This is a genomic window from Pseudomonas sp. Pseusp16 (genome assembly GCF_047324915.1).
GTDB lineage: Bacteria > Pseudomonadota > Gammaproteobacteria > Pseudomonadales > Pseudomonadaceae > Aquipseudomonas > Aquipseudomonas fluorescens_CD.
The window spans coordinates 949,270-962,267 of the sequence record NZ_CP168522.1 but is presented as its reverse complement, the minus strand read 5'-3'; the positions used below and the strand labels follow the sequence as shown (position 1 = coordinate 962,267).

At 62.3% G+C, this 12,998-nt stretch carries 12 protein-coding genes; 9 read left to right on the top strand and 3 right to left on the bottom strand.

The window, feature by feature from the left end; all coding sequences use genetic code 11:
• Positions 1 to 41 precede the first annotated feature (41 nt).
• Complete coding sequence (locus tag ACEN8Q_RS04230) at positions 42 to 815, bottom strand: AraC family transcriptional regulator (RefSeq protein ID WP_413704595.1); 774 nt, start codon at positions 813 to 815, stop codon at positions 42 to 44.
• A gap of 134 nt (positions 816 to 949) precedes the next feature.
• Here ACEN8Q_RS04230 and ACEN8Q_RS04225 point away from each other — a divergent pair, with 134 nt between their 5' ends.
• Together ACEN8Q_RS04225 and ACEN8Q_RS04220 are read left to right on the top strand one after the other, a co-directional pair.
• Positions 950 to 2,179, top strand: coding sequence for an MFS transporter (locus tag ACEN8Q_RS04225; RefSeq protein ID WP_413704594.1), 1,230 nt, complete (start codon positions 950 to 952; stop codon positions 2,177 to 2,179).
• A gap of 175 nt (positions 2,180 to 2,354) precedes the next feature.
• On the top strand, positions 2,355 to 3,179 hold the full coding sequence (locus ACEN8Q_RS04220) for a response regulator transcription factor (protein ID WP_085714668.1): 825 nt from the start codon (positions 2,355 to 2,357) through the stop codon (positions 3,177 to 3,179).
• A gap of 54 nt (positions 3,180 to 3,233) precedes the next feature.
• On the opposite strand, the gene ACEN8Q_RS04215 is transcribed toward ACEN8Q_RS04220, so the two are convergent.
• Complete coding sequence (locus ACEN8Q_RS04215; protein ID WP_413426784.1) at positions 3,234 to 3,554, bottom strand: DUF6124 family protein; 321 nt, start codon at positions 3,552 to 3,554, stop codon at positions 3,234 to 3,236.
• Between the two features lie 563 nt (positions 3,555 to 4,117).
• On the opposite strand from ACEN8Q_RS04215, the gene ACEN8Q_RS04210 reads away from it, so the two are divergent.
• From ACEN8Q_RS04210 to ACEN8Q_RS04185, 6 genes are all read left to right on the top strand, one after another.
• Positions 4,118 to 5,245: an ABC transporter ATP-binding protein gene (locus ACEN8Q_RS04210; RefSeq protein ID WP_413426786.1), complete on the top strand. Its 1,128-nt coding sequence runs from the start codon at positions 4,118 to 4,120 to the stop codon at positions 5,243 to 5,245.
• A gap of 39 nt (positions 5,246 to 5,284) precedes the next feature.
• The gene (locus ACEN8Q_RS04205) at positions 5,285 to 6,427 is read left to right on the top strand and encodes an ABC transporter substrate-binding protein (RefSeq protein WP_413426788.1); all 1,143 of its coding nucleotides are present in this window, start codon (positions 5,285 to 5,287) and stop codon (positions 6,425 to 6,427) included.
• A gap of 31 nt (positions 6,428 to 6,458) precedes the next feature.
• Positions 6,459 to 7,361 (top strand): ABC transporter permease, encoded by a 903-nt coding sequence (locus ACEN8Q_RS04200; protein WP_413704593.1) that lies wholly within the window; start codon positions 6,459 to 6,461, stop codon positions 7,359 to 7,361.
• A 1-nt stretch (position 7,362) separates the two neighbouring features.
• Entirely contained in the window at positions 7,363 to 8,190 is an 828-nt protein-coding gene (locus ACEN8Q_RS04195; protein WP_110659223.1) for an ABC transporter permease, read from the top strand.
• Positions 8,183 to 9,655 (top strand): aldehyde dehydrogenase family protein, encoded by a 1,473-nt coding sequence (locus ACEN8Q_RS04190; protein WP_413704592.1) that lies wholly within the window; start codon positions 8,183 to 8,185, stop codon positions 9,653 to 9,655. The genes ACEN8Q_RS04195 and ACEN8Q_RS04190 overlap by 8 nt, the downstream gene beginning before the upstream one ends.
• A 291-nt stretch (positions 9,656 to 9,946) precedes the next feature.
• The gene (locus ACEN8Q_RS04185; RefSeq protein ID WP_413426796.1) at positions 9,947 to 10,714 is read left to right on the top strand and encodes a metallophosphoesterase; all 768 of its coding nucleotides are present in this window, start codon (positions 9,947 to 9,949) and stop codon (positions 10,712 to 10,714) included.
• An 8-nt stretch (positions 10,715 to 10,722) separates the two neighbouring features.
• Here the strand turns inward: ACEN8Q_RS04185 and ACEN8Q_RS04180 are convergent, their stop codons facing one another.
• Positions 10,723 to 11,676: a LysR family transcriptional regulator gene (locus ACEN8Q_RS04180; protein WP_413426798.1), complete on the bottom strand. Its 954-nt coding sequence runs from the start codon at positions 11,674 to 11,676 to the stop codon at positions 10,723 to 10,725.
• A gap of 142 nt (positions 11,677 to 11,818) precedes the next feature.
• On the opposite strand from ACEN8Q_RS04180, the gene ACEN8Q_RS04175 reads away from it, so the two are divergent.
• Positions 11,819 to 12,997, top strand: a complete 1,179-nt coding sequence (locus tag ACEN8Q_RS04175; RefSeq protein ID WP_413704591.1) for a M20 aminoacylase family protein — start codon at positions 11,819 to 11,821, stop codon at positions 12,995 to 12,997.
• Position 12,998: the final 1 nt, after the last annotated feature.

Here is a 12,998-nt window from a genome sequence, read left to right as displayed (position 1 = left end):
GTGAAATGGGTGTTCTCTTCTGCAAGAGAACACCCATTCCATCATTTGAAAAAATCACTCGGCGTCTTGCCGAACTGCTTCTTGAACATGGTCGTGAACGCGCTCGGGCTGTCGTATCCCAGCTCGCCGGCGATGTCGATGATCTTCTCGCCGACGGCGATTCGTTCCAGCGCCAGCAGCAGTCGCGCTTGCTGGCGCCATTGGCCGAAGGTCATGCCGGTTTCCTTGCGGAAGCGTCGCTGGATGGTTTTTTCGTCAAGGCCCAACCGGGCGCTCCAGTCCGACACCGTCGAGCCATCCCCGGGATCACGCTGCAACGCGGTACAGATCAGGTTGATACGTTGATCGGCAGGCTGCGGCAGGTTCAAAGGCAAGGTCGGCAGGATCGTCAGTTCATCCAGGATCAGCCGCAACACCCGGGCTTCCCGCGGGTCCGGATCGGCGGAAAAGTCGAAATCGACCGAGACCTTGATCAGCTCACTCAGCAACGCGGAAACACTCACCGCCCGGGTTTCGGCGGGCAGATTCGGGCTCGCGTCAGGGTGCACGAAAACGCTGCGCATCTTGATCGCCCCCACGCAGCGAATCGAGTGCACCTCTCCACTCGGCATCCAGATGCCACGGCTCGGCGGCACCGTCCATTGGCCCATTGCGGCGTGCACCACCATCACGCCTTCGATGGCATAGATCAGTTGATGTTTCTCATGGGAGTGCGGCGGGATGAACCAGTTTTCCGGGTAGTCGGTCGCACTGCTGCGAACGCTCCAGCCGCCCTGGTCGATCTCCGCGAGGAATGTCTGCAATGGCTTGATCATGACGCCCTTTTTGCGATGGTCAGCGCCCGAGTTGCGCGAGACGGGCACCCTTGAGGCCCCTAGGATAACGCCGAACCCCGAAATTGGCTGCGCCTTGCGCTCGCAGTTCACGTTTTTTATCCGGAAATCTGCCCATGTCGACCACTACCCTCAGCTCACCCTCACCCACCGTCTCGGTTGCCAGCCAGGCCAGCCCCCTGGTCATGCGTGTCATTGGTGCGTGTGCCCTGGCGCACCTGATCAACGACCTGATCCAGGCCGTGCTGCCGTCGATCTATCCGATGCTCAAGGCCAGCTATGGCCTGAGCTTCACCCAGGTCGGCCTGATCACCTTGACCTTCCAGCTCACTGCCTCACTGCTGCAACCATGGATCGGTTTCTACACCGACCGTCATCCCAAACCATGGCTGCTGCCGGCTGGCATGGTCTGCACGCTGATCGGTATTCTGATGCTGTCGATGGTCGGCAGCTTCCCGGCCATTCTCGTGGCCTCGGCGCTGGTGGGCGTCGGTTCGTCGACCTTTCACCCCGAGACCTCGCGGGTGGCGCGCCTGGCTTCGGGCGGTCGCTACGGCCTGGCGCAATCGACCTTTCAGGTAGGTGGCAACGCCGGCAGCGCCTTCGGCCCATTGCTGGCCGCCGCGATCATCATTCCCTATGGCCAAGGCAATGTTGCCTGGTTCGGCCTGTTCGCGGTATTTGCCATTCTTGTGCAGTACGGCCTGAGCCGTTGGTATCGCAATCACCTGAACCTGTTCAAGCTCAAGCAAGGTAGCAAGGCCACCCACGGCCTGTCGAAACGGCGGGTGACTTTCGCCCTCGTGGTGCTGGCGCTGCTGGTGTTCTCCAAGTACTTCTACATGGCCAGCTTCACCAGTTACTTCACCTTCTACCTGATTGAAAAGTTCGACCTGTCGGTGGCCAGTTCGCAGCTGTACCTGTTCCTGTTCCTCGGAGCCGTCGCGGCCGGCACGTTCTTTGGTGGCCCGATCGGTGACCGGATCGGCCGCAAGCAAGTGATCTGGTTTTCCATCCTCGGCGCCGCGCCGTTCACCCTCGCCCTGCCCTACGTCGACCTTTTCTGGACGGGCGTGCTGAGCATGATCATCGGCTTCATCCTCGCCTCGGCATTCTCGGCCATCGTGGTCTTCGCCCAGGAACTGGTGCCCGGCAATGTCGGCATGATCGCCGGGGTGTTCTTCGGCCTGATGTTCGGCTTCGGCGGCATTGGCGCCGCGCTGCTGGGGCATCTGGCGGATATCCAGGGCATCGAGTACGTGTACACGCTGTGTTCGTACCTGCCGCTGCTGGGGATTCTGACGATCCTGTTACCGTCTACCGCAAAGCGCCCGTCGGGAGCGTGAATGACCGCTCCACCTGATCATTTTTGCTACCCGCCCTGTAGCACTCGGTAACACCCGGCCCTGTTGCGGTGCGTCTTCTCCACGACGCGCCGCCAACCGCCGCGCTCCACACGGGCAGAACCGCCATGGCGTACTTTGTGCATCCACAGGCCATCCTCTTCTGCCTGTAGCCGCCATGCGCCCCAAGGAACTGAAACTCTGGACCACCGGTGTCGCCCACCTGCTCGACCTGCCCGCCGGGCATGCGCGGCTGTCGGGGTTGAGCCACTGGATCCGGCAAATCTGCCCGGTCGATCATTTCGTGTTGTTTGTCTACGAAGGCAATCACCGGCCACTGGCGTTGTTCGATACGTTCTCGGCGGACAAGCGCGCGGTGTATGTCGACGACTACCAGTGTGGGCCTTACCTGCTCGATCCGTTCTACCTGGCCTGCACCCGCGGTCAGGCACCGGGACTGTGGCGTCTGCGCCAGTTCGCCCCCGACCACTTCTACCTTGGCGAATACTTCCTGACCTATTACCAGCAAACCGGACTGGCCGAGGAAGTGGCGTTTTTCGTCGACCTCGGCGACGGCGCCACGGCGGTGCTGTCGCTGATGCGTTCGACCGCCAGCTGCGCCTTCAGCCGTGACGAAATGCAGCTGGTCGAATGCGCGCAAGCGGTGGTCGAACAGGTCATCAATGAAGCCTGGCGCTTGCGTCAGGCCCAGCAACCGCGCCCGGCCCAAGACCTGGACTTCAAGATCCGCGAAGCCTTCGACCACTTCGGCGCGCACATCCTCACCGGGCGCGAGCAGGAAATCGTGCAACTGCTGCTGCGCGGCCACTCCAGCGCCTCGGTGGCCGAACAACTGAGCATCAGCCCCGGCACAGTGAAGATTCACCGCAAGAACATCTACGCCAAGCTGGGCATTGGCAGCCAGTCGGAGTTGCTGGGGTTGTTTATTCGGGAGTTGACGGAGGATCCGTTGCAGGCGCCCGGCCTCAAGCTGCAAGCCTGATTTCCGTCGGTTGACGCAAATCCCACAGGTCCATCGGTGATCTGGAGATCGTGGTCAGGGCGGATCAAGCTGATCCAGCGCCCGGTTCACCGCCAACTCCCCCAACATGATCACCTGCGCAATCCCCAACAATGCATGGCGGCTCGTCCCCTGCAGATGATCCACCAGATCGTTGGCCATGACATTGGCCGACGCCAGCGATTCACAGGCATGCACCAGCAGGGTTTCGGTATTGAGCTCGGGATTGACGATGAACATCGAGTTGGGCTTGCGCGGGGTGGCCATGATGTGGGGGCCGGGGTTGAGATCGTGATCGAGGCTTTCGTGGGGAGATGCCGGATCGTTGTCTGGCGGGTTGGGTGTGACTTTGAACATGGAGTGGACCTCTAGTGCGAATAGTAAGGAGCCATCACCCTCGCTACCAAACGAAAGGTGGCGGCCACACGCGGGTTGGTAGACCGGTCGCACTAGAACCCGGCGCCCGCAAGGGAGCCCCGCGCATGACCACCATATAAAACACAGTCCCAAAAAATGACCGCATCAAGGTGGCGCAATGCGCCTAGAACGAAGACGGGCTACCAAACCCGATCACTGTTTTCCAGCGACCGGCAAACGATAAAACCCAACCCCTAGACGCACAAGCCGGCGGATTCTGGCGTACCTGTAGGTAACGACGCAAGACGTTGTAGCCTCCGCGAAGTAACGCCGGGTGTCGTTAAACACGCACCTGCATTTTGTGTAGGAGCGAGCTCGCTCGCGATGGTCGTTAACGATTACACGGGATGACTGGCTCAACGCAGCGCTCTCGAGTCCATCGCGAGCAAGCTCGCTCCTACAACAATCCCCTCCTATCCCCCAAGGGATATATACACCGCAAAACCCCGATTGCTAGTTTGGCCCCCGACGCACTGATTCATCACTGCAAGGGAGCCCGCCTCGTGAACAACAGCGTGAACGACACCCCGCCAAGCGATATCGAATTCTGCAATGTGGTCAAACGTTATGGCGAGGTGCAGGCCGTCGGCGGTCTGAATTTCGCGGTGCGCCGTGGCTCGTTTCATTCCTTCCTCGGTGGTTCGGGCTGCGGCAAGACCACCACCTTGCGCATGATCGCCGGCTTCGAACAGCCCACCAGCGGTGAGGTCCGTCTGGCCGGCAAGAGCGTTGCCGGCGTGCCGGCGTTCGAGCGGCCGGTGAACATGGTGTTCCAGCATTACGCGCTGTTTCCGCACCTGACCGTGGCGCAGAACATTGCCTATGGCTTGCGCTATCGCACGCCGCGCCCGGATAAAAAACAGCAACTGCGCATGGCCGATGAAGCACTGGAAATGGTGCGCCTGAGCGGCTTCGGCCAGCGCAAGCCGAGCGAGCTTTCAGGCGGCCAGCAACAGCGTGTCGCCCTCGCCCGCGCCCTGGTCAACAAGCCAACGGTGTTGCTGCTCGACGAGCCACTGGCCGCGCTGGACCGCAAGCTGCGCAAGGAGATGCAATCGGAATTGCTGCGCTTGCAACGCGAGGTCGGCATCACCTTCGTGCTGGTCACCCACGATCAGGAAGAAGCCCTGTCGATGAGTGACAGCATCAGCGTGATGCACAACGGTTCGATCATCCAGACCGCCACCCCGGAACAACTCTATGAAGCCCCGGCCAGCCGTTATGTGGCCGACTTTATCGGTGAGTCCAACCTGTTCGACGGCACCGTTCGCCAGCTCAAAGGCCATTCGGTGGTGCTGCGTACCGAGCAAGGGCTGGAACTGACCAGCCCCCTCACCCCCACCGGCAAGGGCCTGAGCGCCAACGCCGCCGGTTGCATTGCGGTACGCCCGGAGCTGATCAGCATCGTCGGGGCCAACGCCGAGTTGACCCGCGAAGTGAAGCTGCCGGGCTGCGTCGAAGACCGCATTTACCTGGGCAATTCCACCGAATACCGCGTACGCACCCAGGCCTTCGGGGTGGTGTGCGTGCGTGTGCCGCGCCATCAGGATCACGGCGCCAATGCATTCGAACACGGCGCGGCAGTGCGCGTCGGCTGGGATCACGCCAATGGCCTGGCCATGGCGTTGTAAATCATCGATTCGTTTCATCAACCGGATGTGGAGCGTGCTATGGACCAGAAGACTTTTATAAAAACCCTGCGCAGCTGGCAGAACGGCTCGATCAGTCGCCGCGACTTCCTTGGCCGCACCGGCCTGGGGATTGCCGCCGCCGTGGTCGCCACCCACATGCCCGGCCTGCTGACCTCCACCGCCGAGGCTGCCGAGCAGGCCAAACTCGGTGATCGCCTGTCGCTGGCGACCTGGCCGAACTACCACAGCCAGGAAAACCTCGACGCTTTCGGCAAGGCCACCGGCGCCCGGGTGTCGATGAGCGTGTTCGGTTCCAACGAGGAAATGCTCGCCAAACTGCAGGCCGGCGGCAGTGGCTGGGACGTGCTGGTGCCGACCAACTACACCATCAGCACGTACGTCGGGCTGGGCCTGATCGAGCCGCTGGACCTGTCGCGCATTCCCAATTTCGACGCCTCGGCGTTCCAGCAGAAATTCATGGCCCAGGGCACGGTGGACGGCAAGGTTTACGCGGTGCCGAAAAACTGGGGCACCACCGGCATGCTCTACGACGCCGGCAAACTGAAAAACGGCCCGAGCAGCTGGAAGGAATTCTGGGCCGCCGCCCAGGGCCCGGCCAGTGGCCGGACGATGGTCCACGACTACCAGTTGACCGCCATCGGCAACGCCCTCAAAAGTTTCGGCTACAGCTTCAACTCCCTGGACCCGAAAGAACTGGCCGATGCGGAAAAACTGCTGATAGACGTCAAGCCGCACCTGTTCGCGATCAACTCCGACATCCAGCCATCGATGCGCAGCGGCGATGCCTGGCTGGCGATGTCGTGGACCGGCGATGCCTCGCAACTGCACCGCGACAACGCGCAAATGCAGTTCGAACTCGGCAAGGAAGGTGGCGAACTGTGGAGCGACTTCTTCGCGATTCCGAAAAGCTCGGAGCACAAGGACGCCGCCTATGCCTTCATCAACTACCTGCTCGACCCGCAGCACAACAAACTCGAAGTGTTGAGCCACGGCTACCCGAGCGGCGACAAGCGAGTCGATGCCTTGCTGCCCACGGCGATGCTCGACGATCCGATCATGTACCCGGCCGCCGAAGCCCTGAGCCCACTGGAGTTCGGGGCTGCCGCCACGCTGACCAGCCCGGCACGCGCCGAACTGATGGCACGTTTCAAGTCCGCCTGATCGCTTGACCATGGCCAATGAGGAGTCACCCATGAATGCCGCCGCCCACCCGCAAACGGTGCAGCCGGGCAGTGCCCTGTCCGCCGAGGTTCGCCAACGGCGCATCACCCTGCTGATGCTCTTGCCTTCGACCCTGTGGTTCCTGCTGCTGTTGTTGATGCCGCTGGTGATCATCCTGGTCTTCAGTTTCGGCGAGCGCAGCGCCGTGGGCGGTTATGCCGGTGGCTTCACCCTGGCCAACTACCTGAACCTCGGCTCGCGCGGTGCGGCGTTCAGCAACACGCTGATGCTCGCGCCGCTGGGCACCCTGGTGTGCCTGGTGGCGGCTTATCCGCTGGCGTACTTCCTGGCGGTCAAGGTCACCAGAAACCGCTCGTTGTTGCTGACCCTGGTGATCGTACCGTTCTGGACCAGTTTCCTGATCCGCACCTACGCGTGGATTTTCATCCTCAGCGGCAAAGGCATTCCGGCGCTGCTGGCCAGCCTGGGCCTTGAGGACGTGCGATTGATCAACACGCCGTGGGCGGTGCTGATCGGCATCGTCTACGGCTACCTGCCGCTGATGGTGTTCCCGATCTACGTCAGCCTGGAAAAACTCGACAAGCGCCTGCTCGAAGCCTCGGCGGACCTCGGTGCCAGCGCCTTCGAAAGTTTCCGGCGCATCACCCTGCCCCTGTCCGCGCCGGGGATCATCACCGGGGTGATGCTGGTGTTCATCCTGCTGATGGGCGAGTTCCTGATCCCGGCGATTCTCGGTGGCGGCAAGGTGTTCTTTGTCGGCAACGCGCTGGTCGACCTGTTCCTGCAGTCGCGCAACTGGCCGTTCGGCAGTGCCCTGGCGATGACGCTGGTGGCGATGATGCTGCTGATCATCGGCCTGTACTTGAAACTGGTGGCGCGCTACGGCGGTCGCCCTGCCGACGGAGGCCTTTAACATGTGGCTGCGCAGCTATTCGACATCGCTGTACCTGTTCCTCTACGCACCGATTGCCTTGATCGTGCTGTTCAGCTTCAACGCCGGGCGCAGTGGCCTGGCCTTTCAGTGCTGCTCGGTGCAATGGTTCGGCACTGCATTCGGCAACCCGTTCATCATGGAGGCCCTGGGCAACAGCGCGCTGATCGCCTTCAGCTCGGCGGTGATCGCCACGCTGTTCGGCACCCTGGCGGTGTTCGGCTTGCAGCGCTGCGGCAGCAAAGTACGGATGCTGTTCGATGCGCTGACCTATTGCGCGATCATCGTGCCGGGCATCGTCATCGGCATCTCGACGCTGATCGCCTTCATCAGCCTGTTCGACCTGATCAACCCGTTGCTGGCGAGCTGGTTGCCGACGGTGCCGAAGTTGAACATGGGTTTCTTCACCGTGATCGCCGCGCACTCGCTGTTCACCATGGCCCTGGTCATGGTGATCGTGCGCAGCCGCGTCGATTCGCTGGACAAGGCCTTGCTCGAAGCCTCGGCTGACCTCTACGCGCCACCGATGGACACCTTCTGGCGGGTGACCCTGCCGCAGATCAGCCCGGCGATCATGGCCGGGTTCCTGCTGGCCTTCACCTTCAGCTTCGACGATTTCATCATCGCGTTCTTCGTCGCCGGATCGGAAACGACGCTGCCGATCTACATCTTTTCCTCCATCCGCCGTGGCGTGACGCCAGAGATCAACGCGATTTCGACGGTGATCATCTGCGTGTCGCTGGCCCTGCTGTTCACTTCCCGCCATCTGCAAAACCGCCGTACCGGCGTCCAGGAGTCGCACCATGCGTGATCAGCTTTACATCAATGGCGAGTGGGTCAACCCGGATCTGGGCGGCTATCTGGACGTGATAGACCCGGCCACCGAACAGGCCTTCCACCGCGTGGCGGCAGGCACCGAAGAAGACGTCGACCATGCCGTGCGCGCGGCCCGTCGCGCCTTCGACAATGGCTGGGGCCAAAGCAGCGGCGCCGAGCGCGCGCAGTGGCTGGAGGCATTGGCCGATGAACTGGAAACCGGCAAGCAGGCACTCTCGGAACTGGAGGTGCGCGACAACGGCAAACCCTTGCCTGAAGCACAATGGGACATCGGCGACGCCATCGCCTGCTTTCGCTACTACGCCGGTCTGGCCCGCGAACTGGACCAGCAGCAGGACCAGCCGCTGGCCTTGCCAGACGAGCGTTTCCGCTGCCGAATCCGCCACGAGCCGATTGGCGTCGCCGGACAAATCATTCCCTGGAACTACCCGCTGTTGATGGCCGCGTGGAAGGTGGCACCCGCCTTGGCCGCCGGGGCCACGGTGGTGTTGAAACCGTCCGAGCTGACCCCGCTGACCGCCCTGGAACTGGCAGCCGCCGCCGATCGCATTGGCTTGCCCGCCGGGGTGTTGAACGTGGTCACCGGCTTCGGCGCCGACGCCGGCAGCCCGCTCACCGAGCACCCGGGTGTGGACAAACTGGCGTTCACCGGCAGCGTGCCCACCGGGGCGAAAATCATGTCGGCGGCGGCGCGGGACATCAAGAACATCAGCCTGGAACTGGGCGGCAAGTCGGCCTTCATCGTGTTCGATGACGCCGATGTCGAAGCGGCGGTGGAGTGGATTCTGTTCGGGATTTTCTGGAATCAGGGCCAGGTGTGCAGCGCTACGTCACGCCTGCTGGTGCAGGAAGCCATCGCCCCGCGCCTGATCGAGCGGCTGGTGGCAGAAACCCGCAGGATCAGCATTGGCTCCGGCATGCAGCCCGGGGTTCTGATCGGGCCGCTGGTCAGCCAGGGCCAGTACGACAAGGTGCTCGGCTTCATCGACCAGGGCCTGGCCAGCGGCGCCCATTTGCTCACGGGCGGACGGCGACCGGCGCACCTGGCCGAAGGGTATTTCATCGAACCGGCGATTTTCGATGAGCCGGGCCACAGCAGCATTCTGTGGCGCGAGGAAGTGTTCGGCCCGGTGCTGAGCATCAAGCGCTTCAAGACCGAAGAGCAAGCGGTGCAAATGGCCAACGCCAGCCGCTTCGGCCTGGCCGCCGCCGTAATGAGCGCGGACTTGCAGCGCACCGCCCGGGTTGCCAACCAGCTGCGCGCCGGGATCGTCTGGGTCAACTGCTCGCAGCCGACCTTCATCGAAGCGCCGTGGGGCGGCATGAAACACAGCGGCATCGGCCGGGAGCTGGGCCAATGGGGCCTGCACAACTACCTGGAGGTCAAACAGGTTACCGAGTACGTCAGCGACCAGCCGTGGGGATGGTATCTGAAGTAAACATGTCAACTGTGGGAGCGGTGGGTCGGCCAATATGTCTGTTGGATGTGCCGGCCTCTTCGCGAGCAAGCCCGCTCCCACAGTTTGATCCTCAGTGAACTCCAACCTTGCGGCCGACCACAGTCCCTGTGGGAGCGGGCTTGCTCGCGAAGAGGCCGGCACATCCAGCATCGAAGTCGCCTGGCCCGCCGCTATCCGCCGACAGTTCCGTTGCCACGGCAGGCTTGTGGCAAGAGGTCAGCAACGCGTAACTTGAATGACCTGCCCTGCAAAACCAGCCGGAGTTGATCAATGCGCATCGCCTTGCTGTCCGACATGCACCTGTCCGTCAACACGACCCCCTTTCCCGCCGTGGATGCCGATATTGTCGTGCTCGCCGGGGATATCGCCCGGCCAGCCAAGGCCATCGAGTGGGCCAAGGCGTGCCCGGTTCCGTTGGTGTACGTGGCGGGCAATCACGAGTTTTACGGCAGTGACCTGGTGTCCACCCACGAACAGTTGAACAGCCTGGCGCGAGGCACACAGATCCACGTTCTGGAGCGTTCGGAGTACGTCCATGATGGCGTGCGTTTTCTCGGTTGCACCTTGTGGTCTGACCATCGTCTGCTCGACAGCCCCGAAGATCGGGCGCTGGGCATTGATCTGGCGACCCAACTGATCCGTGACTTCAGCCACATCAAGATCGCCCCCGACTTTCCAGACCTGTTCACGCCCGCCATTTCCCAGCTGGTGTTTCTGCAGACCGTCGCCTGGCTGGATGACTGCTTCACCCGCGACAGCAGCATGCCTACGGTAGTGGTCTCTCATTTCGCCCCGACACGATCGAGCATCAGCCCGGCGTTTGCCGGTTCGCCGATCAATTCAAGCTTTGTCTCGGACCTCGAAGCGCGGATCAAAGACTGGCAGCCGGCACTGTGGCTGCATGGCCACACCCATGGCAGTTTTGATTATCGGGTGGGCAACACCCGCGTGGTCTGCAACCCCCGGGGCTATGCCAGGAATGGCATCAACGAAAATCCTGATTTCAATGACGCGTTCGTGATCGACCTGGCGCTCTGAGGCACCCCTCAGATCAACAGTTCCAGCGTATCGAACAGCTCGACATCCTCCGGCCGTGCCGACCGGGCGCGGCGCCGGATGACCTGGAACAGGCAGTCAACGAAGCATTGCGCGGCCACACCCATCTGAGCATTGCGCCCGGTGACGATCCCGATGGTGTCGGTGGCAAAGCTCTCCTCGAGAGCCAGGCGCCTCACCCGTTCGCGGTAGCCCGGGATGGTGAGCATCGGCTCCGGAAAATAACTCAGCATGTCGGTCTGCTCGACCAGTGAAAGCGTCAGCTGCGGTGAATGCGCACGGTGGATGTGTTGCATGTCGATCTGCGCGCCGTGCTGCCAGAACAGTTCGGTCATCAAACTTTCGTGATTGGCATCCGGGTAATTGACCACCCAATCCTGATCGAGCAAATCGTGGATGGAACGGCTTTCACGCAGCGGATGCCCATGGCGGGCGACGACGGCCATGCGATACGAAAAAATCTGCTCGCTGACAAACTCCGGGCGCGGCAGTAACGAAGACACCAGCCCCACCGCAAACTCCATGGTGCCGTCGCGCAAACGCGGCAACGTCACCGCCATCAAGCCTTCGAAAATCTCCAGGCGTACCCGTGGCATGCGCTGGCGGAACAGCGTCACGACTTCGGGCAACAGGGTCATGCCCATCCACGGCGAAATGCCAAGGCGCAACTGCCCTTCGGCCTGATCGCTCAGGTGTGCCAGTTCCAGTTGCGCGCGTTCGAGTTGGCTGAGCATCTGCCGCGCATGCTGCAACAGCGACTGACCGTAGGTGGTCAGCACCACGCCGCTGGCATTGCGCACCAGCAGCGGCAGGTTCAAGTGCTCCTCCAGCTCGCGCAAAGCCTTGGCCACTGCTGTCTGCGACATCCCCAGTTGCCGCGCCGCCGCACGAATGCTGCCGCAATCGGCAATCATCACCAGCGCCCGCAATTGATGCAGCTTCATCCCTTCCTCCTGATGCACCGGGTGTAAACCAGCGGTTTTCAGCCCATCTTTTTTGCGACTGCCGCGGCATTCGCCAACTCATTAGCATCGCAGGGTATCAGTCCAACAGCCGAAAACGACCAATAAAAACGAGGAGAATCTGATGATCGATTTGCCCGCCCTGCCCGGCATTCGTGCGCTCGAAGAAGAGATGATCGCCCTGCGCCGGCACCTCCACGCCCACCCGGAATTGAGCTTTGAAGAGTTCGCCACCGCCGACCTGGTGGCGGGCAAGCTCCAGGCCTGGGGTTATCAAGTGCACCGGGGCCTGGGTGGCACCGGCGTGGTCGGGCTGCTGCGCCGAGGCAACAGTGGCAAGACGATCGGCCTGCGAGCGGACATGGATGCGCTACCGATCATCGAACAGACCGGTTTGCCCTACTCCAGCCGCCACGAAGGCGTGATGCATGCCTGCGGTCACGATGGGCACACGGCGATGTTGCTGGCGGCCGCCCGCTACCTGGTCGAGAGTTGCGAGTTCGACGGCTCGCTGGTGGTGATTTTCCAGCCCGCCGAGGAAGGCGACGGTGGCGCCCGGCGCATGCTCGAAGACGGTTTGTTCGAGCTGTTCCCCTGCGACGCAGTGTTTGCGATGCACAACATGCCGGGGCTGCCGGTGGGCAAACTGGGATTCCTGGCCGGTCCGTTCATGGCCTCGACCGACACCGTGAGCATTCGGGTCGACGGCGTTGGCGGTCACGGCGCCATGCCGCACAAGGCCGTTGACCCGGTGCTGGCCGGCTCGGCCATCGTCATGGCATTGCAGAGCATCGTCTCGCGCAATGTCGCGCCGCTCGACACCGCTGTCGTCACCGTCGGCGCGTTTCACGCCGGGATTGCGGCCAATGTGATTCCCGATCATGCCGAGTTGCAACTGAGCGTGCGCGCACTCAAGACGCAAGTACGCGACGAGCTGATTGCACGGATCACCGCCGTGGCCGAAGCCCAGGCGGCAAGTTTCGGTGCACGCGCCACGGTGACGGTCGACGAGGCGCAACGCTTCCCGGCACTGTTCAATCACCCCGAAAGTACCGAATTCGCTCGCCAGGTGGCGCTCGATTGGGTGGGCGAACAAGGCTTGATCCCGAACATGCAGCCACTGACCGGCAGCGAGGACTTCGCCGTGATGCTCGAGCGCTGCCCCGGCTGCTACCTGCTGATCGGCAACGGTGATGGCGAAGGCGGCTGCATGGTGCACAACCCCGGCTACGACTTCAACGACGACTGCCTGGCGACCGGTGCGAGCTACTGGGTGCGACTGGTCGAGGCCTTCCTGGCCTGAT

Bases quoted from the DNA above. Each gene is read 5' to 3' on its own strand.
- ACEN8Q_RS04230 (WP_413704595.1), bottom strand. From the start codon at position 815: ATGATCAAGCCATTGCAGACATTCCTCGCGGAGATCGACCAGGGCGGC.
- ACEN8Q_RS04225 (WP_413704594.1), top strand. From the start codon at position 950: ATGTCGACCACTACCCTCAGCTCACCCTCACCCACCGTCTCGGTTGCC.
- ACEN8Q_RS04220 (WP_085714668.1), top strand. From the start codon at position 2,355: ATGCGCCCCAAGGAACTGAAACTCTGGACCACCGGTGTCGCCCACCTG.
- ACEN8Q_RS04215 (WP_413426784.1), bottom strand. From the start codon at position 3,554: ATGTTCAAAGTCACACCCAACCCGCCAGACAACGATCCGGCATCTCCC.
- ACEN8Q_RS04205 (WP_413426788.1), top strand. From the start codon at position 5,285: ATGGACCAGAAGACTTTTATAAAAACCCTGCGCAGCTGGCAGAACGGC.
- ACEN8Q_RS04200 (WP_413704593.1), top strand. From the start codon at position 6,459: ATGAATGCCGCCGCCCACCCGCAAACGGTGCAGCCGGGCAGTGCCCTG.
- ACEN8Q_RS04195 (WP_110659223.1), top strand. From the start codon at position 7,363: ATGTGGCTGCGCAGCTATTCGACATCGCTGTACCTGTTCCTCTACGCA.
- ACEN8Q_RS04190 (WP_413704592.1), top strand. From the start codon at position 8,183: ATGCGTGATCAGCTTTACATCAATGGCGAGTGGGTCAACCCGGATCTG.
- ACEN8Q_RS04185 (WP_413426796.1), top strand. From the start codon at position 9,947: ATGCGCATCGCCTTGCTGTCCGACATGCACCTGTCCGTCAACACGACC.
- ACEN8Q_RS04180 (WP_413426798.1), bottom strand. From the start codon at position 11,676: ATGAAGCTGCATCAATTGCGGGCGCTGGTGATGATTGCCGATTGCGGC.
- ACEN8Q_RS04175 (WP_413704591.1), top strand. From the start codon at position 11,819: ATGATCGATTTGCCCGCCCTGCCCGGCATTCGTGCGCTCGAAGAAGAG.